We start from the raw sequence: 21332 nt of genomic DNA, 5'->3' as shown, positions 1-21332 counted from the left end.
ACAAATGGCTACAAAAAGACTACACGTTGATGGCCGTGAAAAATCCAGGCAGCCGCCGCTCTTGTGGCGAGGGAGCTTGCTCCCGCTGGGGTGCGCAGCAGCCCCAAGGCCGCCCCGTTTGATCTGATACCCCGAGTACTCCGCTTTGGGACTGCTGCGCAGTCCAGCGGGAGCAAGCTCCCTCGCCACAGGGGTTTTGTGTGGGTCAAAAAAAACGCCCCGAACCAGTCGGGGCGTTGTTTCGAGGATGCGGCCTCGGGTGGAGCGGTTTAGCGGATACCGTCCTGGCGCAATGCGTTCGGAGTGAAGTCGGCGGTGGTGGCGGTGAAGCCGAAGTCGTAGGCCGATTTCTCTTCGTTCTTCATGCCCAGCGCCAGGTAGCGGCCGGACTGCAGGTCGTAGAGGGTTTCCAGGGCGTACCACGGCACTTGCTTGTCGTAGTAGTTCTCGGCATGGGCCTCGGCCACGCGCCACAGTTGGCCACGACCGTCGTAGTGGTCGATCACCGCGGCTTGCCAGGTGTCTTCGTCGATGTAGAAGTCACGCTTGGCGTAGATGTGACGCTGGCCTTCCTTCAGGGTCGCGGTCACATGCCAGACACGACGCAGCTCGTAGCGAGTCAGGTCCTGGTTGATGTGGCCGGCCTTGATGATGTCGGCGTACTTGAGTTGTGGCGAATCGATCTTGTAGCTGTTGGCGGCGATGTACAGCTCTTTCTTGCCTTCCAGCTTCCAGTCGTAGCGATCCGGCGCGCCGTTGTACATGTCCAGGTTGTCGGAAGTACGCAGGCCGTCGGCTGCGGTACCCGGGCCGTCATAGGACACTTGCGGGGCACGGCGCACACGGCGCTGGCCAGCGTTGTAGACCCATGCCGAACGCGGTTCCTTCACTTGGTCGAGGGTTTCGTGCACCAGCAGCACGCCACCGGCCAGGCGCGCCGGCGCGGTCACTTGTTGCTTGAAGTAGAACAGGATGTTGCCTGGGTTGGCCGGATCGAAATCCTTCATCTTGTCGCGGAAGACGAACTGGTCGCGGAAGTACACCAGGCTGTAGGAGCCGTTGGGCTGCGGGGTGGCCTGGGTGACCAGGCGCGTCACGCTGCCGCCGCGATAGCGGGTGATGTGGTTCCAGATCACTTCCACGCCGCTCTGGGGAATCGGGAACGGCACGGCCGTCTCGAAGTTCTCCAGGCCGTTGCCGCCGGACACCAGCTTGGTGTTGACCGCATTCTTCTTGATGGAGGCGAACACCTCGTCCGGCACGGTGGCGCCGCGATGGGTCGGGTAGACCGGCATCTTGAAGGTTTCCGGGTAGCGCTTGAACATCGCGTACTGGCCCGGGGCGAGTTTGGCCTTGTACTGCTCGACGTTCTGCGCGGTGATGGTGAACAGCGGTTTCTCAGTCGGGAACGGGTCGGCAAGGAAGCCCTTGCTGTCCACGGCACCGGCGTTCTTGGCCATGGGTTTCCAGGCCGAGATCGAGCCATCGGCATTGCCGGCCATCTCGGCGCCCATCGGCGTCAGGCTCTTGCCCAGTTTGTCGGCCTCGGCCGCGGGTACCGCCGCCATGACGCTGGCGGCCAGCAGGGATAGCCCCAGAACACCGGCCTGCATCAGATTCTTTGTTATTTTCATAGTGTGTCGTCCTGAAATACGGTGCTTAGAAGGTCACGCCGACGCTGAGCGCCAGGAAGTCGCGATCGTCCACGGTGCTGAAGTCGCCACCAAAGAAGTTGGTGTAGGCCAGGCTGGCGTTGTAGGTGTTCTGGTACTCGGCATCCAGCCCGAGGCTGACGGCCTTGCGGCCTTCTTCGAAGTTGCCGCCAGGGCCTGGCGAGTAGCCCTTGACGTCATGGGACCAGGCCACGTTGGGCTTGAGGTTCACGCCGGCGAACACGTCCGGGTATTCCCAGATGGCGCGCGCGCGGTAGCCCCAGGAGGTGGAGGTGGTGAAGCCGTCGTTGTTGCAATTGCTGTTCACGTCGTTGATCGTCTGGCCGCCTCCCCCCGCAGTAGAGCCGTTGAGCGACTCACAGAAATCGTTGGGCAGTTTGCCCGGCCCGAACACCGGATCGCGACCATAACGCGCGTCGGATTTGCTTTCCAGGCCACCAACATGGGTCACCCCGATTTCACCGACCAGCGTCAGGCGGCTGGCGCCCATGACCTGATCCAGGAAGTGCGTGAATGTAGTCTGGAACTGAGTGACCTCTTTACGGCGATAGCCATGCAGGTCTTGGCCCGGCGTGCCCTGGAGCACCGATGCATCGCCAAAGCCGGGAAGCGGCGTCACGCCAGCGAAGAGAATGTCAGTGGTGCTCAGTTGTACCGGTGCATTCGGACGATAGCTGATCTCACCGCTCCACGCCGTGCCGGTAGGCAGTGTCGTGGAGAAACTCAGGCCATAGAGACGGATATCTTCTGGGTACTCAACAAAGTAATTGGAGTTACCTGCCACGATCAGAGGGCGCAGTGCCGCGATTGGCCCCGCGGTGTAGAACTGCTGCGCAGCCCCCTGGGCACTGAAAATCGGCGCACGGCTGTGGTAGTTCATGAAGTAGGCACCGAACTCGGTGTCCAGCGGTTCGAACATGTACTTCAACGACGCGCCCCACTGGCCGCTGTCGCGAGCATCGCGGTCCGGGCCTCGACGTACCAGCACGCCTTCTTCGTTGATATCGACACCCTGGCCTTCCAATATCGGAAGAATGACGCCCGGCAGCGGAACGGACGAACGTTTATTCAGCACCCGCAGATTGTCGGTACACCCATCCGCAATCACATCCGGCTGGGAGAAGAACGTGCCGCAGTTATCCACCACGGTCTGGTCCCACTCCAACTGGTAGAACGCCTCGGCCGACAGGTTGTCGGTCAGGCTCTGGGAGACGTAGAACATGTTCACCGGGATCAGGCCTTCCTTGACCTCGGCGCCAGGACGACGGAACGCGGACACGTCGACCGGGTTGATGGAGTTGATGCCGCCCTGGATGAAGGTACTTTCACCCCAGCTGACCACCTGCTTGCCCAGGCGGACCGAGCCCGGCTGATCGGCAATGGCGTAGTTGTGGTAGATGAATGCGTCGAGGATCTGCCCGCCGGAGGACTTGGCGCCTTCCTTGCGGTTGCTGTCGCTGATGTCCTTGTACAGGCGATGTTCGTCCTTGAGTTCGAAGTCGTACCAGTACTTGCCGCGCACGAATATGCCGGTATCGCCGTACTTCAGTTCCAGGTCATGGATGCCCTTGAAGATCTTCGAGAAGGTTTCCCCGCGCTTGAAATTCAGGTGGCCGTCATCGGAGGTCTGCGACAAACCCTTGCCGCCATTGTTGACGCCGATCAGGTCCTTGTTGGCGTTGGCCGTGGACCAGCTCGCGCCGACGGACAGGGACGAGTCGAACTGGCCTTCGATTTCACCGATGTTGAAACTGACGCCGAATGCAGGCCCGGCGAGCGAAGAGGCGAGACTGACCGCCAGAGGCAGTTTTGCCCGGCGCCAGAACGTGGTTGCTGAGGTCATCGACGCTACTCCATGTGCATTATTGTTATGGCAATGGACATTTCAAGAACACCTCGGCGGCAGGGAGCGGCAGCGTCCCGACATCCGTCGAAGTCGCATCGCCCTTTCGTGCGTGCGCCCCGTTCTTGAGAATCCGTGAGCGGACTATAGCCAGCAGGTAGTACGGCTTGATCCCTCTAAAGTGTGATTTGCAGCCCTCAACCACTCTGGAACAGTCCTTTCGCCAGGCCGACAGATGCCGGCACGGCAAGGATGGCTGAAATTTTCGGTTTGACAAGGCAAGCGCTTGCTTGGTGGGGCTGCCGTGCCCTTTCGGGCACGGCAAAAAGGCCTAAAGCGTGGACAGGAAGGTGCTGTTGTTGCTCTGCCATTCGGTGATGTCGACGCGGATGCGCTTCTTGTCGAGCTTGCCGACGCTGGTCTTGGGAATTTCCGTAACAAGGGCGATCTGGCTCGGGATCGCCCACTTGCTCAGGTGCCCCAGCTCGACGAACGGCTTGAGGTGTTCCTTGAGCTCGCGAGCCCCGATCTCATGCCCTTCGCGAATCACCAGCAAGGCAAACGGCCGCTCGCCCCACTGCGGATCGGGAATGCCGACCACTGCTACTTCGCGTACCGCCGCGTGACGGCTGATGAGGTCTTCCAGGTCCAGGGAGGAGATCCATTCGCCACCGGTCTTGATCACGTCCTTGATGCGGTCGCGGATGTCGATGAAGCCCATGTTGTCGAGCGTGGCGACATCACCGGTGTGCAGCCAGCCGCCGGCCCAGAGCTCGGCGCCCTTCTGCGGCTCGTTGAAATAGCCTTCGGTGAGCCACGGCGCACGCAGCACCAGTTCGCCCTGGGTCTCGCCGTCGGCCGGCAGGAAATTGCCCTCGGTGTCGACGATCGCCGCTTCCACCAGTGGCCCTGGCACCCCGGCCTTGATCCGGTAGGTGGTGCGTTCGTCTTCGCTGCCGGCCATCAGTTCCGCGTTGAGGTGGGCGCAGGACACCAGCGGGCCGGTTTCCGACATGCCGTAGGCCGCCGTGAGCTGGATGCCCCGGGCCTTGGCCGCTTCGTACAAGCTGCGGTTCAGGGCGCTGCCGCCGATGACGATTTTCCAGCCGCCGAAGTCGGTGTCCTGGGCGCCCTTGGCATTGAGGACCATTTGCAGGATGGTCGGCACGCAATGGGAAAAGGTGACCTTTTCCTTGCGCCACAACTGGACCAGGAATTCCGGGTCGTAGCGGCCCGGGTAGACCTGCTTGAGCCCGAGCATGGTCGCCACGTAGGGCAGGCCCCAGGCGTGGACATGGAACATCGGCGTGATGGGCATGTACACGTCGTTGGTGCCCAGCAGCCGCACGCTGTCGATGGAGCCCATGATGGTCGCCACGCCCATGGTGTGCAGCACCAGTTGCCGATGGGTGAAGTACACGCCCTTGGGGTTGCCCGTGGTGCCGGTGGTATAGAACGTGGTGGCGACGGAGTTTTCGTCGAAATCCTGGAAATCGTAGGTGGGGGCGGCGGCGGCCAGCAATTGTTCGTACTCGCCCACCAGGTTCGGCAGGTCGGCGGTTTTTTCCGGCAGGTCGGTCAGCAGCAGGGTCTTGTCCACCGTGGTCAGGTGCCCGGCTATCGCCTGGTACAAGCCGACGAACTCGCTGTTGACCAGCACGAAGCGGTCCTCGGCGTGGTTCATGGTGTAGGCGATCTGCTCCGGTGACAGGCGCACGTTGATGGTGTGGATCACCGCGCCGATCATCGGGATCGCGAACATGCATTCCAGGTAGCGATGGCTGTCCCAGTCCATCACCGCCACGGTATCGCCGGCCTTGACCCCCGCCTCGGTCAACACGTTGGCCAGGCGCGCGACCCGCTCGATCAGCGTCGGATAGCTGTAGCGCAACTGGTCACGGTAGATGATCTCGCGGGTTTTCTCGTAACGCGTGCCGGACATCAGCAGCCGCTTGATCAGCAGCGGGTATTGATAGGCGCCTTCGGCGGGAGGAATAACGCGAGTCTGCAACATAAGAGTCCCTTTTCTGACTGCACGGTCTTGGCTGGAAGTAAGCACTCTAGAGCGCTTATACACGGATCAAATCAGCCAAAGGAATGATTTGATCCGCGCGTAGATACTAGCCTTGAGCCATGCCTGGGACTGTAGGTGCTGCCACAGAGCGGGATCAGTGCGACTCGGTAAACGCCAGCTTCACGCCAATGGCGACGAGCACCGCGCCCATGGTCCGGTCGAACCAGTGGCCCATGCGCGCAAAACCGGCGCGCACCCGTTGCTGGCTGAACAGCAGCGCCACCAGGCAGAACCAGACGGCCGTCGCCACCGCCAGGTACACGCCGTAACCGGCCTGGATCGCCAGCGGCGTATGCGGGTTGATCACCACGGTGAACAGCGACAGGAAAAACAGCGTCGCCTTGGGGTTCAGGCCATTGGTGACAAAACCGGAAATGAACGCGCCGCGGGCGGTACGCTCACCGATCTCCTGATGCAGGTTTTCCTCGGCCGGCTTGGCCGGTTGCGCCCGCAGTGCCTTGAAACCGATGTACAGCAAGTACGCGGCGGCGGCCCACTTCAGCGCGTTGAACAGCACGATCGATTGCGACACGATCAGGCCGATGCCCAGCAACGAATAGCCCACATGCAGGAAAATCGCCGTGCCGACGCCCAGCGCCGTCCAGGTCCCGGCGCGCCGGCCATGGGTCACGCTTTCGCGCACCACCACGGCAAAATCCGGCCCGGGGCTGGCGACGGCCAGCAGGTGGATCAGGGCGACGGTGAGGAATTCAGCGAGGTACATGGTGGAGCTCCTTGGCTAACTCAAATCTCAAAACAAACATCATTGTGTGGCAAATGAATCTGTGGCGAGGGGATTTATCCCCGTTGGGCTGCGAAGCAGCCCCAAGAAGCTTCAGACATTTTTTGCCTGGCACATCCAGTGTTCAGGTTTCAGGGCTGCTTCGCAGCCCAACGGGGATAAATCCCCTCGCCACAAGGATCTTCATTAGCCCCAATATCGAGCTAGGCCAAAGCCACATTCCATCTGATAGGCTCGCCACATTACGCCTTCGGTTCTTGACATAAAAGGTACAGCTGATGACGAACACCGCTCGCGCCGTTTTCCTCGACCACCCTTCCCTGGACCTCGGCGACCTGGACCTGGGCCCGCTGCGCGGCTGCTTCAGCGAACTGCAACTGTTCGCCCGGACCACGCCAGACCAGGTGACCGAGCGGCTCAAGGGCGCCACCGTGGCAATCACCAACAAAATCGTGATCGATGCCCAAGCGATGGCGGCCAGCCCGGACCTGAAGCTGATTTTGATCAGTGCCACCGGCACCAACAATGTCGACCTGGCGGCGGCCCGCAGCCACGGCATCACCGTGTGCAATTGCCAAGGCTACGGCACGCCATCGGTGGCCCAACACACGATCATGCTGTTGCTGAACCTGGCGACGCGCCTGGCCGATTATCAAAAGGCGGTGGGTGAAGGTCGCTGGCAGCAGGCTTCGCAGTTCTGCCTGCTGGACTATCCGATTGTCGAACTGGAGGGCAAGACCCTGGGCCTGCTCGGCCATGGCGAGTTGGGCAGCGCCGTCGGGCGGCTGGCCGAAGCCTTTGGCATGCGTGTGCTGCTGGGGCAGATCCCCGGCCGCCCGGCCCGCCCCGACCGCTTGCCGCTGGAGCAATTGCTGCCACACGTCGATGCCCTGACCCTGCACTGCCCGCTCAATGAGCACACCCGCCACTTCATCGGCGCCCGCGAACTGGCATTGCTCAAGCCCGGTGCGTTCGTGGTCAACACCGCCCGTGGCGGCCTGATCGACGAACAGGCGCTGGCCGAGGCCCTGCGCCGCGGTCACTTGGGTGGCGCGGCCACCGACGTGCTGAGCGTGGAGCCGCCGGTCCAAGGCAATCCGCTGCTGGCCGGCGATATTCCACGCTTGATCGTCACCCCCCACAACGCCTGGGGCAGCCGCGAGGCTCGGCAACGGATCGTCGGCCAAATGAGCGAAAACGCCCAAGGCTTTTTCAGCGGTACAGCGCGGCGTGTCGTCAGTTGATAAACTGCCGCACTTTTTTTCAAGGAGCAGACCATGGATCCGCGCAGTGAAGTACTGCTTCGTCAGGCCGAGTTATTCCAGGGTTCGGTGTTGTTGGCCGGCCTGCCCGCCGACGACCTGCTCGGCCGTTTGCCCGAGGCCCATGGCTGGTGCTGGCATGCCGGCGATCAGGCCGCGCTGGATGCTCGTTTCCCCGAGCGCAGCCACTTTGGCGTGAACGTCCCGGAGCATGGGTTCGACACCGCCGTGGTATTCCTGCCCAAGGCCAAGGACCTGACCGATTACATCCTCAATGCCGTGGCGGCGCGCCTGGCTGGTCGTGAGGTGTACCTGGTGGGGGAAAAACGCAGCGGCATCGAAGGGGCGTCCAAGCAGCTCAACCCGTTCGGCAAGCCGCGCAAGCTCGATAGCGCACGGCACTGCCAGCTGTGGCAGGTCACGGTCGCGAATGCGCCCGAGGCCAAGCCGCTGGAAAGCCTGGCCCAGACCTACGAACTGCCCCTGGCCGAAGGCCCGCTGAAAGTCATCAGCCTGCCCGGGGTGTTCAGCCATGGCCGCCTGGATCGCGGCAGTGCGCTGCTGTTGGAACACTTGGATAAACTGCCTAGCGGCCATCTGCTGGACTTCGGCTGCGGTGCCGGGGTGCTGGGGGCGGCGGTCAAGCGACGCTACCCGCACAATACCGTCACCCTGCTGGACGTGGACGCTTTCGCCGCCGCCAGCAGCCGCCTGACTTTGGCCGCCAATGGCCTGGAAGCCGACGTGCTGACCGGTGATGGCATTGACGCCGCGCCGATGGGTTTGAGCGCGATCCTGAGCAACCCACCGTTCCATGTGGGCGTGCACACCGATTACCACGCCACGGAGAACCTGCTGCGAAAAGCGGCCAAACATCTGAAAAACGGCGGCGAACTTCGCCTGGTGGCCAATAGTTTCCTCAAGTACCAACCCTTGATCGAAGAGCATCTGGGCGTCTGCGCGATCAAGGCCGAAGGCCAGGGTTTTCGCATCTACCGGGCCAAGCGTGGCTGAGGCGTTTTTACAAAACAGCACTTGCCCAATCGGATTTGCCTAGGCAGAATCCGCTCCGTCCTAGGGGAGTAGTCTCCCGCGAGCGCCATGCTCGCCCGGCATACGTCAACATACTTGGTCAGCAGACCATGGCGTATGCGGCCCAAGCGTCCACGCAGATGGTCGCTGGGTTTGACAAGACCTATGACACGCACACCTTACCCGGGGCGGGAAGGCTGTACGTGTCATAGCCGTGTCGACCCGCCCCTTTAGGAAATTCCCTGATGCTGGACTCACTCCTGATACCCACGGCGATCGTTGCGCTGGCCGAAATCGGCGACAAGACGCAATTGCTCGCGCTCATCCTGGCGGCACGCTTTCGCAAACCCTGGCCGATCATCGCTGGCATCGTGGCCGCGACCCTGGCCAACCATGCGGCGGCCGGCGCGGTCGGCGCCTGGGTCAGCGGTTTTTTCTCCGACGCGGTCCTGCACTGGATACTGGCGGCCAGCTTCGCGGCCACGGCACTGTGGACCTTGGTCCCGGACAAACTGGACGATGAAGAAGCCAACACGGCCCGCAAGTTCGGACCGTTCCTGACCACGCTGATTGCGTTTTTCCTGGCGGAAATCGGCGACAAGACCCAGATCGCCACGGTGATGCTCGCCGCGCAATACCCGGAGCTGTGGTTGGTGATCATCGGCACCACCGTGGGCATGTTGATTGCCAACGTGCCGGTGGTCCTGGCGGGCAATTTCGCCGCCGAGAAGCTGCCCCTGACCCTGATCCGCCGCCTGGCCGCCTCGGCGTTCTTCGTCCTGGCGATCGTGGCGGTGTACAAGGCGATGCAGAGCAGTGGGTGGGTTTGAGGCTGTTGTGGCGAGGGAGCTTGCTCCCGCTCGGTTGCGCAGCGACCGCAAGCTTTTGGGGCCGCTTCGCCCGAGGCGTCGGACCGGCCCAGCGGGAGCAAGCTCCCTCGCCACAAAAAAGTTTCACCACATGACGATGGTTACTTCTTGGCCTGCTGATACAGCGGCATCACCTTCGGAATCGCCGCCTGCAACGAAGCAATACGGCTGCTCGACGATGGGTGGGTGCTCATGAACTCCGGTGGCGCGCCTTCCGACGCCTTGGCCATCTTGTTCCACAAGGTGATCGCGGCGTTCGGGTTATAGCCGGCGCGGGCGGCCAGTTCGAGGCCGATCAGGTCGGCTTCGTTCTCGTTGCCACGGCTGTTGGGCAAGGTCATGCCGTAGTTGGCGACGGTGTCGGCCAACGCCAGGCTGTCCTGGCCGAGGCCGAACAAGGCACCGGCGCCCTGCTTGGCCATTTCGATGCCGTAGGCCTTGGACATCGCCTCGCGCCCGTGCTCGCGCAGGGCGTGGGCGATTTCATGGCCGATGATCGCGGCGATCTCATCGTCGGTGAGCTTCAGCTTATTGATCAAGCCGGTGTAGAAAATGATTTTCCCACCAGGGCCGCAGCTGGCGTTGAGCTCGTCGCTCTTGATCAGGTTCACTTCCCAGTTCCATTGCGCCGAATCCGGACGGAACACCGGCGCCTGGGCGATCAGTCGACTGGAGATGGCCTGGACGCGCTTGGCATCGCTGCTGGTCTTGTCCAAGACGCCCTGGGCACTCGCCTCGCCCATCGTCTTTTGATAGGACTGGGCATACATCTGGTTGACCTGGTCAGTCGACAGCATGCTGAACATGTACTGCTTGCGTTCCACACCCACGGCTCCGCCGCTGGTGGTATTGACCGACTGGCAACCGGCGAGCAGCAGCGCCGCGCTCAGAACACTCACCATCAATGTCTTGTTCATGTAAAAGAAGCTCCCTGGAAACGTGGGCGTATCCTAGGCCTTGATTTGTATCGGCGCCAGATACACAACGAGGGGATTGCGGATTTTTTGGACAAAACCACCGCGCCCATTTGCGACACCCACCTAGCCAAAACAGTCACCCGACGAACAGCGCCTCATGCCACGCCACAGAAACGCCGATAAAGATCCCAGACGTCATTTCCGCGTCCGGAGTCTTTATGAAATTCAGATCGATCCAGTTTTCCGTGGCCGCCCTGGCCGGTGCCATCGTGCTCAGCGTGGTCGGCGCCCTTGTGTTGTACGCGCTGTTTGCCGGCGCCCGCACCCAGGAGATGGTGCAACAGCGAACCAAGGCGCAGTTCGAGCAACTCATCGAACAACGCCTCAGTGCCTTGGCACGTACCCAGGCCAGCCTGATCCAGCGGGAACTGGAAGCCCCGCTGTTGCTCGCCCGCGGCCTGGCCACCACGAATGCCTTGATGGGCATGAACGGCGCGGACGGCAACCCGCAACTGAAGGTGCCCCGGGAGCAGATGATCAGCCTGTTGCGCGAAACCGTCGTACGCAACCCGAAAATCCTCGGCGCCTACATCGCCTGGGAGCCGAATGCCATCGACCGCGACGACGCCAATTACGTGGACAGCCCGGTGCTGGGCATGGAAACCAACGGGCGTTTCCTGCCCTGGTGGTTTCGCAACCAGGACGGCTCCCTGGGCCTGGAAAAGCTCGCAGATGTGACCGATCAAAAACTGCTCTCCACCGGCATTCGCGCCAGTGAGTACTACCTGTGCTCCCAGGACAGCAAGAAAGCCTGCGTGATCGATCCGGCGCCCTACCGCGTCGGCAGCACGATGACCATGCTCGCTTCGTTCATCGAACCGATCATGATCGAGGGCAAGTTCCAGGGCATCGTCGGTGCCGACCTGTCGGTGAACTTCATCCAGGACATGCTCGTGGCCGCCGACGGCAAGCTGTACGACGGCGCCGGGGAAATGGCCTTGCTCTCAAGCAACAACCGGCTGGTGGCCTTCACCAAGGACCCGAGCAAACTCGGGGAAAAGGCCAGCGACCTGCTGGACGCCAATGAACTGGATAACCTGACCAAACTGGGCGTCGGCGAAGTGCGTTACGACATCGACGAAGCCCACGGGCATATCGAGGTGTACATGCCGTTCGGCATCGGCGAGACCAACGCCCGCTGGACACTGATGCTGCAACTGCCGCTGAACGCGGTCATGGCCGACCTGCAAGCCTTGCAGCAAGACCTCGACCATCGGCGCCAGACCGATATCTTCGGCATGGCGATGGTGGGCCTGGTGATTGCCGGGATCGGTCTGCTGGTGATCTGGCTGGTGGGCCACGGCATCGCCCGGCCACTCAAGCAGATGGTGGCGATGCTCGATGACATCGCCCAGGGCGAAGGCGACCTGACCCGTCGCCTGGTGAGCGACCGCGCCGACGAACTGGGCGCGATCGCCAGGGGCTTCAACACCTTCCTGAGCAAGTTGCAGGGCATGATCACCCAGGTGGTGACCTCGGTGCAGAGTGTCAGCGATTCATCGGAGCACACCGCCGATATCGCGATCCGCACCAACCAGGGCGTGCACAAGCAGATGACGGAGATCGATCAGGTCGCCACGGCCGTGCACGAAATGACCGCCACCGCCCAGGACGTGGCCCGCAACGCGACCCAGGCGGCCCAGGCTGCCAGTCATGCGGATCAGGCCGCCAGCCAGGGCATGCAGATCGTGCGGGACACTTCCACCTCCATTGGCGCCCTGGCCGTGGAAATCGGCAAGGCGGTGGGTGTGGTGCAGACCCTGGCCAAGGACAGCGAGAACATCAATGCGATCCTCACCGCCATCCGCGGGATCGCCGAGCAGACCAACCTGTTGGCCCTCAACGCAGCCATCGAAGCCGCCCGGGCCGGTGAACAGGGCCGTGGTTTCGCGGTGGTCGCCGATGAAGTGCGCAACCTGGCGCAGAAGACCCAGCAGGCGACTGAAGAAATCCAGGCAATGATCCAGCAACTGCAACAAGGCACCCGGGATGTGGTTCGGGTGATGGAAGACAGCCAGCATCGTACCGATGAAAGCGTGCAACATGCGGCGAAAGCGGCCCAGGCCTTGGAAACGATTACCCAGGCGGTGTCGGTGATCAACGACATGAATACCCAGATCGCCAGCGCTGCCGAGGAACAGAGCGCCGTGGCCGACGACATCAACCGCAACGTGATCAACATCGGGCAAGTGGCGAACGAAGTGGCCAGCGGTGCCGACGAATCCAGCGCGGCCAGCGCCGGGCTGACCAAACTGGCAGAGCAGCAGCGGCGGCTGATCAACCAGTTCAGGGTCTGATTCTAAGGCCCCATCGCGAGCAAGCTCGCTCCCACAGGGGGATTTGCGGCGGTATGCAGATCTTGCGTACACCACAAAACAACTGTGGGAGCGAGCTTGCTCGCGATGGCGTCAGTTCAGCCAACATTACAGTGACTGACACACCGCTTTCGCGAGCAAGCTCGCTCCCACAGGGGGATTTGCGGCGGTATGCAGATCTTGTGTACACCACAAAACGACTGTGGGAGCAAAGCTTGCTCGCGATGGCTTCGGGTCAGCCAACATTGAAGCGACTGACACACCGCCCTCGCGAGCAAGCTTTGCTCCCACAGACTCCACAGGATTCCACAGGCTCAATGCAGGGTTTCAGAGTTCGCCGAGGGCTTCGATCAGGGCCTGGTTCTGCTCCGGCGTGCCGATGCTGATCCGCAGGAATTGGGCAATCCGCTCCTGCTTGAAGTGCCGCACGATCACGCCCTGCTCCCGCAGTTTCGCCGCCAGCCCTGCCGCGTCGTGCCGGGGGTGGCGGGCGAAGATGAAGTTGGCCGCCGAGGGCAATACTTCGAAGCCCTTCGCTTCCAACTGATCCACCACCCACTCACGGTGTTCGATGACCAATCGGCAGGTCCGGTCGAAATGCTCGCGATCATCGAACGCCGCCGCGCCGCCGACATTCGCCAGGCGATCCAACGGGTAGGAGTTGAAGCTGTTCTTGATCCGCTCCAGCGCTTCGATCAGGTCCGGATGCCCCACCGCCAGGCCCACGCGCAGCCCCGCCAGCGAGCGGGACTTGGACAGGGTCTGGGTCACCAGCAGGTTCGGATAACGATCCACCAGGCTGATGGCCGTCTCGCCGCCGAAGTCGATATAAGCCTCGTCCACCACGACCACCGAATCCGGGCTGGCCTTGAGGATCCGCTCGACCGCCTCCAGCGCCAGCAGGCAGCCGGTCGGCGCGTTCGGGTTGGGGAAAATGATCCCGCCGTTGGGTTTGGCGTAGTCGGCCGGGTCGATCTGGAATTGCTCATCCAGCGACACCGCCTCGAACTGAATACCGTACAGGCCGCAATACACCGGATAGAAGCTGTAGCTGATGTCCGGGAACAACAGCGGCTGGTCGTGCTGCAACAGGCCGTGAAAAATGTGCGCCAGCACTTCATCCGAACCGTTACCCAGGAACACCTGGTTGCCCTGCACGCCGTAATAGCGGGCCACGGCGCCTTTCAGCAGGTCGCTGTTGGGATCCGGATACAGGCGCAGATTGTCGTTCAGCTCGGCCTGCATCGCCGCGAGGGCCTTGGGCGATGGGCCGTAGGGGTTCTCGTTGGTGTTGAGCTTGACCAATCGGGTCAGCTTCGGCTGTTCACCCGGCACGTAGGGCACCAGGTTCTTGACGAACGGGCTCCAGAATTTACTCATTTCAGTTCTCCTGCCGTTCAACGGATGGCTCGTCAAGAATGCGGTACTCGGCGCTGCGGGCGTGGGCGCTCAGCGATTCGCCACGGGCCAGCACCGAAGCGGTCTTGCCCAGTTCGGAGGCACCCTGCTCGGAGCAGAAGATGATCGACGAACGCTTCTGGAAGTCATACACCCCCAGAGGCGACGAGAAGCGCGCGGTGCCGGACGTCGGCAATACGTGGTTAGGGCCTGCGCAATAGTCACCCAGGGCCTCGCTGGTGTGGCGGCCCATGAAGATCGCACCGGCGTGGCGGATCTGCGGCAACCAGGCCTGCGGGTCGGCGACCGACAATTCCAGGTGTTCCGGCGCGATGCGGTTGGCGACTTCGATGGCCTGCGCCATGTCATCGACTTTGATCAGCGCCCCACGGCCATTGATCGACGTGTTGATGATCTCGGCGCGGTCCATGGTCGGCAACAGCTTGTCGATGCTCGCGGCCACCTTGTCGAGGAACTCGGCGTCCGGGCTGACCAGGATCGCCTGGGCGTCTTCGTCGTGCTCGGCCTGGGAAAACAGGTCCATGGCGATCCAGTCCGGATCGGTCTGGCCGTCGCACACCACGAGGATTTCCGAAGGGCCGGCGATCATGTCGATGCCAACCTGGCCAAACACGTGGCGCTTGGCGGTGGCGACATAGATGTTGCCCGGGCCGACCACCTTGTCCACCCGTGGCACGCTTTCGGTGCCATAGGCCAGCGCCGCCACGGCCTGGGCACCGCCGATGGTGAACACCCGGTCCACGCCAGCGATGCACGCGGCGGCCAGCACCAACTCGTTGATCTCACCTCGCGGGGTCGGGACGACCATGACCACTTCGGTCACACCGGCGACCTTGGCCGGGATGGCGTTCATCAGCACCGAGGACGGATAGGACGCCTTGCCCCCCGGCACATACAGGCCGGCGCGGTCCAGCGGGGTGACCTTCTGGCCCAGCACCGTGCCATCGGCTTCGGTGTAGCTCCAGGAGTCCTGTTTCTGCCTTTCGTGATAATCGCGCACCCGAGCCGCAGCTTTTTCCAGGGCTTCGCGCTGGGGCACAGTGATCCGGGTCAAGGCCAGTTCCAGGCGCTCGCGCGGCAGGATCAGGTCGGCCATGGACGCCACTTGCAGGCCGTCGAATTTCTGGGTGAATTCCACCAGGGCGGCATCGCCACGCTCGCGCACGGCCTTGATGATGTCCAGCACCCGCTGATTGACCGAGTCGTCAGACACGCTTTCCCAGCTCAGCAGATGATCCAGATGATGTGCGAAATCCGGGTCGGCAGCGTTGAGTCGGCGAATCGAAGTGGGAGCGGTCATAGCGAGGGCCTCATTAATGGCAAATGCTCAGGCGCCCTAAGCTACCAGTCCATTCGCGTGGGCACCTGAGAAAATTGGCTATGACACGGATAGACGGGCGCGACTCAAGGTCGCGCAGGTGAATCAGCCGCGGTGTCGCGATTCCACTGCCTTGCGCAGGGTATCGATCAGAGCCTGGATACGAGCATGTTGCATTTTCATCGACGCCTTGTTGACGACCAACCGGGAGGTGATGTCAGCGATGAAGTCCTGGGGTTCCAGGCCGTTGGCCCGCAGGGTGTTACCGGTGTCGACCACGTCGATGATCTTGTCCGCCAGGCCGATCAGCGGCGCCAGCTCCATCGAACCGTACAGCTTGATGATATCGACCTGGCGGCCCTGCTCGGCGTAGTAACGCTTGGCAATGTTGACGAACTTGGTCGCCACCCGCAGACGCCCCTTGGGCTCCGGCGCGCCGACTTTCCCGGCGGTCATCAGCTTGCAGCGGGCGATCCGCAGGTCCAGGGGCTCGTACAGGCCCTGGCCGCCGTATTCCATCAGCACGTCCTTGCCGGCGACGCCCAGGTCGGCGGCGCCATGTTCCACGTAGGTCGGCACGTCGGTGGCACGCACGATCAGCAAGCGCACGTCGGCCTGGGTCGTGGGGATGATCAGCTTGCGGCTCTTGTCCGGATTCTCGGTCGGCACGATGCCCGCTTCAGCCAGAAGCGGCAGGGTGTCGTCAAGGATGCGGCCCTTGGACAGTGCGATAGTCAACATGGGAAACGTCAGTCCTTATCAAGGTACTCATGCCCGGTCGCAAGCGGCGCCGGACACACATCGAGGGTGGCAACCACCCTCGACCTGAAACGAATTCAACGGGCACATCCCTATGCCCATGCAGCCGGAACTAGCCCGGCACGCGGCGGATCTTGGCGCCGAGCATCTGCAGTTTTTCTTCGATGCACTCGTAGCCACGGTCGATGTGGTAGATGCGGTCGATCAGGGTATCGCCTTCGGCAACCAGGGCCGAGATGACCAGGCTGGCCGAAGCCCGCAGGTCGGTGGCCATGACTGGCGCACCCTTGAGCTTCTCGGTGCCCGTGACGATGGCGGTGTTGCCTTCGACCTGGATCTTGGCGCCCATGCGGTGCAGTTCGTAGACGTGCATGAAGCGGTTTTCGAAGATCGTCTCGATCACCGCGCCGGTGCCTTCGGCAATGGCGTTGAGGGAGATGAACTGCGCCTGCATGTCGGTGGGGAACGCCGGGTACGGCGCGGTCCGCACGTTGACGGCCTTGGGCCGCTTGCCGTGCATGTTCACTTCGATCCAGTCTTCGCCGCAGGTGACTTCGGCACCGGCTTCCTTGAGTTTTTCCAGGACGGCTTCGAGGATGGTCGGATCGGTGTCCTTGACCTTGACGCGGCCACCGGTGACGGCAGCAGCTACCAGGTAGGTGCCGGTTTCGATCCGGTCCGGCATCACCTTGTAGGTGGCCGAATGCAAGCGCTCGACGCCATCGATGGTGATGGTGTCGGTGCCGGCGCCGCTGATCTTGGCGCCCATGGCGATCAGGAAGTTCGCCAGGTCGACCACTTCAGGCTCGCGGGCGGCGTTCTGCAGCACGCTGCGGCCCTTGGCCAGTGCGGCAGCCATCATGATGTTCTCGGTACCGGTCACGCTGACGGTGTCGAAGAAGAAGTGCGCACCGCGCAAGCCGCCTTCCGGCGCCTTGGCCTTGATGTAGCCGCCTTCGACGTCGATCACCGCGCCCATGGCTTCCAGGCCACGGATGTGCAGGTCCACCGGACGCGAGCCGATGGCGCAACCGCCAGGCAAGGCGACTTCGGCTTCACCGAAACGAGCGACCATCGGGCCCAATACCAGGATCGATGCGCGCATGGTTTTCACCAGCTCGTACGGGGCGATCAGGGTCTTGATGGTGCGCGGGTCGATCTCGACGCTGAGCTTCTCGTCGATCACCGGCTCGATGCCCATGCGGCCGAACAGCTCGATCATCGTGGTGATGTCGTGCAGGTGCGGCAGGTTGGCTACAGTCACAGGACCGTCGCACAGCAGGGTCGCGGCCAGGATTGGCAGGGCGGAGTTCTTTGCCCCGGAAATACGGATTTCGCCATCAAGACGAGCGCCGCCGGTAATAATCAGTTTATCCATAAGAATCTCGAGGCCCTTGGGCTCAGGTGCGCTCGGCCCAGGCCGCGCTGCTGAAAAATTTCATCGTGACCGCGTGGATGCTGCCATCGGCGATCCATGGGTTCAAATGGGCATAGATGCTCTGCTGACGCTTCACTGGACTCAACGCCGCCAGTTCATCGCTGATTACGTTCAGCTGGAAATTGCAGCCTTCGCCTTCAACCTCCACCTGCGTACCAGGCAGCTTTCCTTCAAGGAAGCTCTTCACTTCTACAGCCTGCATGCTCAACCTCAATCGGCGCCCTGTGCGCGCGGGTCGCACATCATACAAAAAAGCCCCGCGCCTGCGAACCCCGCGAAGCAGGACTCTGACAGAGGGGCTTTCCAACAATGTGGGTCAGGGGTGCGCCAACAGCTCGGTCAGCTCGCTGACCTGGGCTATTTCGCGCATGTCTTCGGGCATCCCACGGATGCTCCACGTTTTGCCGGCCGCCTTGGCGTCCCGCATGAAACACAGCAGCAGCGACAAGCCGACACTGCTGGACTTCTGCACCGCCGAGCAGTCAATGACCACCTCGGCGCCGCCAATGGACTTGATCAGCGCCTGGCCCTGCTTGCGCAGAGTCGGCCCAGTGCGGTAATCCAGCACGCCGCTGAGCAGCAGCTCACCGGCCCCGCCCAGACGAACGGCCGACTCACTCACCGACTCGATCATTGTTCCTGCTTCTCTTTGGCTTCTTCGGTCACTTCCTTGGCTTTGGCGACTTCACCGGCCCAACCGTCGATGGTCTTGTCCAGGTCGTTGCCATTGCGCTGCATGGCGTCGGCGAACTGATCGCGGAACAGCTTGCCGATGTTGATGCCGTTGATGATCACGTTGCGCACCTTCCACTCGCCGTTGATCTTCTCGAGCGTGTAGGACACCGGGTAGACCGCGCCGTTGTTGCCCTTGACCTGCATGTCGACGCTGGTGCGGGTGCCGCTTTCATCCTTGGCCGGGGAAACGGTGATGCCCTGGTTGTTGTACTCCAGCAAGGCGTTGCCATAGAACTGCATCAGGCTGCGCTTGAAGTTTTCCTGGAAACGGGTCATCTGCGCCGGGGTGGCCTTGCGCGAGTACTTGACGGTCATGATGCTCTTGGAGATGCCATCGGCATCCACCACAGGGCCGACGATGCCGTTCAGCGCGTCATAGAACGCGCTGGGGTCCTGCTTGTATTTCTCTTTGTTGGCGGCAAGGTCCGCCAGCAACCGGGTGGTCGTGTCCTGGATGATGTCATGGGCCGAAGGCGCGGCCACGGCGTTGGCCATCAACGGCAGCGCCGCGAGCAGCACCAACAGGCTACGTCGCAAGATAGAGATCATTCAAAAGCTCCTCATTTGGCGTCTTTGCTAACGGTATTGAGCAGGAATTTACCGATCAGGTCCTCGAGCACCAGGGACGACTGCGTGTCGTGGATGACACCACCGTCCTTGAGCACGGTGTCTTCCCCACCCACGCTGATGCCAATGTACTTCTCGCCCAGCAGCCCAGCCGTGAGGATAGATGCAGTGGAGTCAGTCGGCAGGTTGTCCACGCGCTTTTCCAGCTGCAGCGTCACCCGACCGGTGAAATCCTCGCGGTTCAGATCGATTGCCGTGACCTTGCCGATGGTCACACCGGCCATGGTCACCTTGGCTCTGACCGTCAAACCGGCGATATTGTCGAAGTTGGCATAAAGTTTATAAGTATCGGTGCTTGCCGTCGGCGCCAGTCCACTGACCCGCAGGGCCAGCAGCAGCAAAGCCAGGATGCCAGCCAGCAAGAAAAGGCCGACACCGATTTCCAGGGTGCGGTTTTGCATCAGAAATCTCCAAACATCAAGGCGGTCAGAATAAAGTCAAGGCCCAGGACCGCCAGCGAGGCGTACACCACGGTCTTGGTTGTGGCACGGCTGATCCCCTCTGAAGTGGGCTCACAGTCATAGCCTTGAAACACGGCGATCCAGGTCACGACGAACGCGAACACGGCACTTTTGATCACGCCATTGAGGACATCGTCGAGGAAATCGACGCTGTTCTGCATGTTCGCCCAATAGGAACCCTCATAGACCCCCAGCCAGTCGACGGCCACCCAGGAGCCGCCCCAGATCCCCACGACGCTGAAGATCATCGCCAGCACCGGCAGGGAAATGAAGCCGGCCCACAGGCGCGGGGCAACAATGTACTTGAGCGGGTCGACACCGATCATTTCCAGGCTGGACAGCTGCTCGGTGGACTTCATGTTACCGATTTCAGCCGTCAGCGCCGAACCGGCACGCCCGGCGAACAGCAGCGCGGTCACCACGGGACCAAGCTCGCGCAGCAGCGTCAGGGCGACCATCTGCCCGACCGCCTGCTCCGAACCGTAGCTGGACAAAATGCTGAAGCCTTGCAGCGCCAGCACCATGCCGATGAAGATCCCGGAGACGACGATGATCACCAGGGACATCACGCCCACCGAGTGCAACTGCTTGACCAGCAGGCCAAAGCCGCCGCCCGTCGAGTTGCGACCGAGCAAGGCGTGCATCAAAAACAGCGAGGAACGCCCCAGCACCGCCACCACGTCGATGCCGGAGCGACCGAACAGGCGAATTCTTTCCAACAGTGATTTCTTGCGCATCAGCGCTTCCCCAGCAGATCGGTACGGTAATCCGTGGCCGGGAAATGGAACGCCACCGGCCCGTCCGGATCACCCTTCATGAATTGGCGAATGCGCGGGTTGTCCGAATCCGCCAGTTCCTGCGGCGTGCCCTGCCCCAGCACCTGCCCATCGCCGACCACATAGATGTAGTCGGCAATGCTCGCGGTTTCGGCCAAATCGTGGGAGACCACGATACTTGTGATGCCCAGCGCATCATTAAGCAGGCGGATCAGGCGCACGAGCACACCCATGGCGATCGGATCCTGGCCGACGAAGGGCTCGTCGTACATGAGGATCTTCGGATCGAGGGCAATCGCCCGCGCCAGCGCGACACGACGCTTCATGCCGCCGGACAGCTCGTCCGGCATCAGGTCGATGGCGCCGCGCAGCCCGACGGCCTGCAATTTGAGCAGGACGATGTCGCGGATCATTTCTTCCGGCAGATCGGTATGGACCCGCAGCGGGAACGCCACGTTCTCGAACACATCGAGGTCGGTGAACAGCGCGCCGCTCTGGAACAGCACCCCCATGTGCTTGCGCGCATCGAACAGGTCGCTGCGAGACAATTGGGGAAGATTCTGGCCATTGACCCAGACTTCGCCGGCGCTGGGACGCAGCTGCGCGCCCATCAGCCGCAGCAGCGTGGTCTTGCCACACCCGGAGGGCCCCATGATGCCGGTGACCTTGCCCCGTGGTATGCGAATATCGATGTCATTGAAAATGCTGCGCGTCCCTCGCTTGAAGGACAGTCCCTTCAGCTCGACCACGTAGGCGTTGTCGGCACTCATCTAAACTCCTTGCGATGCAGCCTCACATTCGAATGCCTTGGGCAGCCGACAAGCGTCGCTACCACCGGGCAGCGAACCGGCGGCGAACTATATCACTGCAACAGCGAAGCGCCCAAGGCCAACGGCCCCGCCGTTAAGCCTGGCTTAAGGTAAAAAGTCTGATATTACGTCGAACCTTGCAGCCGCCAGCACAAAGCATGACGAACTTACGTGAGGGAATTGTTCATTGCCGCTATAATCGC

The 21332-nt window shown here is 62.0% G+C and carries 19 protein-coding genes, 1 pseudogene and 1 riboswitch; of the genes and pseudogenes, 5 read left to right on the top strand and 15 right to left on the bottom strand.

All coding sequences use genetic code 11. The annotated features are described in order from the left end of the window. Nucleotides 1-269: 269 nt before the first annotated feature. From ACIPQ1_RS23300 to ACIPQ1_RS23285, 4 genes are all read right to left on the bottom strand, one after another. On the bottom strand, nt 270-1634 hold the full coding sequence (locus ACIPQ1_RS23300; RefSeq protein WP_053118519.1) for a DUF1329 domain-containing protein: 1365 nt from the start codon (nt 1632-1634) through the stop codon (nt 270-272). 25 nt (nt 1635-1659) lie between these two features. After that, the gene (locus tag ACIPQ1_RS23295) at nt 1660-3516 is read right to left on the bottom strand and encodes a DUF1302 domain-containing protein (RefSeq protein WP_250964724.1); all 1857 of its coding nucleotides are present in this window, start codon (nt 3514-3516) and stop codon (nt 1660-1662) included. A gap of 331 nt (nt 3517-3847) precedes the next feature. Then, nucleotides 3848-5530 carry a fatty acid--CoA ligase gene (locus ACIPQ1_RS23290; protein ID WP_446534833.1) on the bottom strand — a complete coding sequence of 561 codons (1683 nt, stop codon included), beginning with the start codon at nt 5528-5530 and terminating at the stop codon, nt 3848-3850. 154 nt (nt 5531-5684) lie between these two features. Further along, nucleotides 5685-6314 (bottom strand): LysE family translocator, encoded by a 630-nt coding sequence (locus tag ACIPQ1_RS23285; protein WP_207963216.1) that lies wholly within the window; start codon nt 6312-6314, stop codon nt 5685-5687. A gap of 296 nt (nt 6315-6610) precedes the next feature. On the opposite strand from ACIPQ1_RS23285, the gene ACIPQ1_RS23280 reads away from it, so the two are divergent. The 3 genes from ACIPQ1_RS23280 to ACIPQ1_RS23270 all read left to right on the top strand — a co-directional run bounded on the left by ACIPQ1_RS23280 (nt 6611) and on the right by ACIPQ1_RS23270 (nt 9456). Continuing rightward, nucleotides 6611-7576, top strand: coding sequence for a 2-hydroxyacid dehydrogenase (locus ACIPQ1_RS23280; protein WP_411386505.1), 966 nt, complete (start codon nt 6611-6613; stop codon nt 7574-7576). Between the two features lie 33 nt (nt 7577-7609). Continuing rightward, nucleotides 7610-8608 carry a methyltransferase gene (locus ACIPQ1_RS23275; RefSeq protein WP_446534832.1) on the top strand — a complete coding sequence of 333 codons (999 nt, stop codon included), beginning with the start codon at nt 7610-7612 and terminating at the stop codon, nt 8606-8608. 50 nt (nt 8609-8658) lie between these two features. Continuing rightward, nucleotides 8659-8781, top strand: a riboswitch (yybP-ykoY riboswitch). Between the two features lie 90 nt (nt 8782-8871). Beyond that, nucleotides 8872-9456: a TMEM165/GDT1 family protein gene (locus ACIPQ1_RS23270; protein ID WP_446534831.1), complete on the top strand. Its 585-nt coding sequence runs from the start codon at nt 8872-8874 to the stop codon at nt 9454-9456. A 140-nt stretch (nt 9457-9596) separates the two neighbouring features. Here ACIPQ1_RS23270 and ACIPQ1_RS23265 read toward each other — a convergent pair whose 3' ends face one another. Then, a complete protein-coding gene (locus tag ACIPQ1_RS23265; RefSeq protein ID WP_446534830.1) occupies nt 9597-10412 on the bottom strand; it encodes a M48 family metallopeptidase in 816 nt (271 codons plus the stop codon). A 218-nt stretch (nt 10413-10630) separates the two neighbouring features. On the opposite strand from ACIPQ1_RS23265, the pseudogene ACIPQ1_RS23260 reads away from it, so the two are divergent. Together ACIPQ1_RS23260 and ACIPQ1_RS23255 are read left to right on the top strand one after the other, a co-directional pair. Next, a pseudogene (locus ACIPQ1_RS23260) lies at nt 10631-11911 on the top strand (HAMP domain-containing protein); the annotation flags it as partial. Between the two features lie 15 nt (nt 11912-11926). Beyond that, nucleotides 11927-12769, top strand: coding sequence for a methyl-accepting chemotaxis protein (locus ACIPQ1_RS23255; RefSeq protein ID WP_411387464.1), 843 nt, complete (start codon nt 11927-11929; stop codon nt 12767-12769). A 345-nt stretch (nt 12770-13114) separates the two neighbouring features. On the opposite strand, the gene hisC is transcribed toward ACIPQ1_RS23255, so the two are convergent. From hisC to ACIPQ1_RS23205, 10 genes are all read right to left on the bottom strand, one after another. Beyond that, nucleotides 13115-14167, bottom strand: a complete 1053-nt coding sequence (gene hisC / locus ACIPQ1_RS23250) for a histidinol-phosphate transaminase (protein WP_411386504.1) — start codon at nt 14165-14167, stop codon at nt 13115-13117. Nucleotide 14168: 1 nt separating this feature from the next. Continuing rightward, entirely contained in the window at nt 14169-15506 is a 1338-nt protein-coding gene (gene hisD / locus ACIPQ1_RS23245) for a histidinol dehydrogenase (RefSeq protein ID WP_446534829.1), read from the bottom strand. A gap of 123 nt (nt 15507-15629) precedes the next feature. Further along, entirely contained in the window at nt 15630-16265 is a 636-nt protein-coding gene (gene hisG, locus ACIPQ1_RS23240) for an ATP phosphoribosyltransferase (RefSeq protein ID WP_053118502.1), read from the bottom strand. Between the two features lie 130 nt (nt 16266-16395). Continuing rightward, entirely contained in the window at nt 16396-17661 is a 1266-nt protein-coding gene (murA, locus tag ACIPQ1_RS23235) for a UDP-N-acetylglucosamine 1-carboxyvinyltransferase (RefSeq protein ID WP_186708857.1), read from the bottom strand. A gap of 22 nt (nt 17662-17683) precedes the next feature. Then, complete coding sequence (locus tag ACIPQ1_RS23230) at nt 17684-17923, bottom strand: BolA family protein (RefSeq protein ID WP_007953556.1); 240 nt, start codon at nt 17921-17923, stop codon at nt 17684-17686. 114 nt (nt 17924-18037) lie between these two features. After that, entirely contained in the window at nt 18038-18343 is a 306-nt protein-coding gene (locus tag ACIPQ1_RS23225; protein WP_250964732.1) for an STAS domain-containing protein, read from the bottom strand. Between the two features lie 8 nt (nt 18344-18351). After that, the gene (locus ACIPQ1_RS23220; protein ID WP_092333293.1) at nt 18352-19005 is read right to left on the bottom strand and encodes an MlaC/ttg2D family ABC transporter substrate-binding protein; all 654 of its coding nucleotides are present in this window, start codon (nt 19003-19005) and stop codon (nt 18352-18354) included. A gap of 11 nt (nt 19006-19016) precedes the next feature. Further along, nucleotides 19017-19484, bottom strand: coding sequence for an outer membrane lipid asymmetry maintenance protein MlaD (gene mlaD, locus ACIPQ1_RS23215; RefSeq protein WP_003178020.1), 468 nt, complete (start codon nt 19482-19484; stop codon nt 19017-19019). Continuing rightward, complete coding sequence (gene mlaE, locus ACIPQ1_RS23210) at nt 19484-20281, bottom strand: lipid asymmetry maintenance ABC transporter permease subunit MlaE (protein ID WP_411386502.1); 798 nt, start codon at nt 20279-20281, stop codon at nt 19484-19486. The genes mlaD and mlaE overlap by 1 nt, the downstream gene beginning before the upstream one ends. Then, complete coding sequence (locus ACIPQ1_RS23205) at nt 20281-21090, bottom strand: ATP-binding cassette domain-containing protein (RefSeq protein ID WP_446534828.1); 810 nt, start codon at nt 21088-21090, stop codon at nt 20281-20283. The genes mlaE and ACIPQ1_RS23205 overlap by 1 nt, the downstream gene beginning before the upstream one ends. Between the last annotated feature and the right edge of the window lie 242 nt (nt 21091-21332).

The organism is Pseudomonas sp. LARHCG127, assembly GCF_052871455.1.
The sequence above is the reverse complement of the archived record's forward strand: the minus strand, read 5'-3'. Positions and strand labels throughout refer to the sequence as shown.

What these genes read in the sequence shown, in the direction of transcription:
- ACIPQ1_RS23280 (WP_411386505.1), top strand. Translation starts at nt 6,611, where the DNA reads ATGACGAACACCGCTCGCGCCGTTTTCCTCGACCACCCTTCCCTGGAC.
- hisC (WP_411386504.1), bottom strand. Translation starts at nt 14,167, where the DNA reads ATGAGTAAATTCTGGAGCCCGTTCGTCAAGAACCTGGTGCCCTACGTG.
- hisG (WP_053118502.1), bottom strand. Translation starts at nt 16,265, where the DNA reads ATGTTGACTATCGCACTGTCCAAGGGCCGCATCCTTGACGACACCCTG.
- murA (WP_186708857.1), bottom strand. Translation starts at nt 17,661, where the DNA reads ATGGATAAACTGATTATTACCGGCGGCGCTCGTCTTGATGGCGAAATC.
- mlaD (WP_003178020.1), bottom strand. Translation starts at nt 19,484, where the DNA reads ATGCAAAACCGCACCCTGGAAATCGGTGTCGGCCTTTTCTTGCTGGCT.
- ACIPQ1_RS23300 (WP_053118519.1), bottom strand. Translation starts at nt 1,634, where the DNA reads ATGAAAATAACAAAGAATCTGATGCAGGCCGGTGTTCTGGGGCTATCC.
- ACIPQ1_RS23220 (WP_092333293.1), bottom strand. Translation starts at nt 19,005, where the DNA reads ATGATCTCTATCTTGCGACGTAGCCTGTTGGTGCTGCTCGCGGCGCTG.
- hisD (WP_446534829.1), bottom strand. Translation starts at nt 15,506, where the DNA reads ATGACCGCTCCCACTTCGATTCGCCGACTCAACGCTGCCGACCCGGAT.
- ACIPQ1_RS23275 (WP_446534832.1), top strand. Translation starts at nt 7,610, where the DNA reads ATGGATCCGCGCAGTGAAGTACTGCTTCGTCAGGCCGAGTTATTCCAG.
- ACIPQ1_RS23295 (WP_250964724.1), bottom strand. Translation starts at nt 3,516, where the DNA reads ATGACCTCAGCAACCACGTTCTGGCGCCGGGCAAAACTGCCTCTGGCG.
- ACIPQ1_RS23265 (WP_446534830.1), bottom strand. Translation starts at nt 10,412, where the DNA reads ATGAACAAGACATTGATGGTGAGTGTTCTGAGCGCGGCGCTGCTGCTC.
- ACIPQ1_RS23205 (WP_446534828.1), bottom strand. Translation starts at nt 21,090, where the DNA reads ATGAGTGCCGACAACGCCTACGTGGTCGAGCTGAAGGGACTGTCCTTC.
- ACIPQ1_RS23290 (WP_446534833.1), bottom strand. Translation starts at nt 5,530, where the DNA reads ATGTTGCAGACTCGCGTTATTCCTCCCGCCGAAGGCGCCTATCAATAC.
- ACIPQ1_RS23230 (WP_007953556.1), bottom strand. Translation starts at nt 17,923, where the DNA reads ATGCAGGCTGTAGAAGTGAAGAGCTTCCTTGAAGGAAAGCTGCCTGGT.
- ACIPQ1_RS23255 (WP_411387464.1), top strand. Translation starts at nt 11,927, where the DNA reads ATGATCACCCAGGTGGTGACCTCGGTGCAGAGTGTCAGCGATTCATCG.
- mlaE (WP_411386502.1), bottom strand. Translation starts at nt 20,281, where the DNA reads ATGCGCAAGAAATCACTGTTGGAAAGAATTCGCCTGTTCGGTCGCTCC.
- ACIPQ1_RS23285 (WP_207963216.1), bottom strand. Translation starts at nt 6,314, where the DNA reads ATGTACCTCGCTGAATTCCTCACCGTCGCCCTGATCCACCTGCTGGCC.
- ACIPQ1_RS23270 (WP_446534831.1), top strand. Translation starts at nt 8,872, where the DNA reads ATGCTGGACTCACTCCTGATACCCACGGCGATCGTTGCGCTGGCCGAA.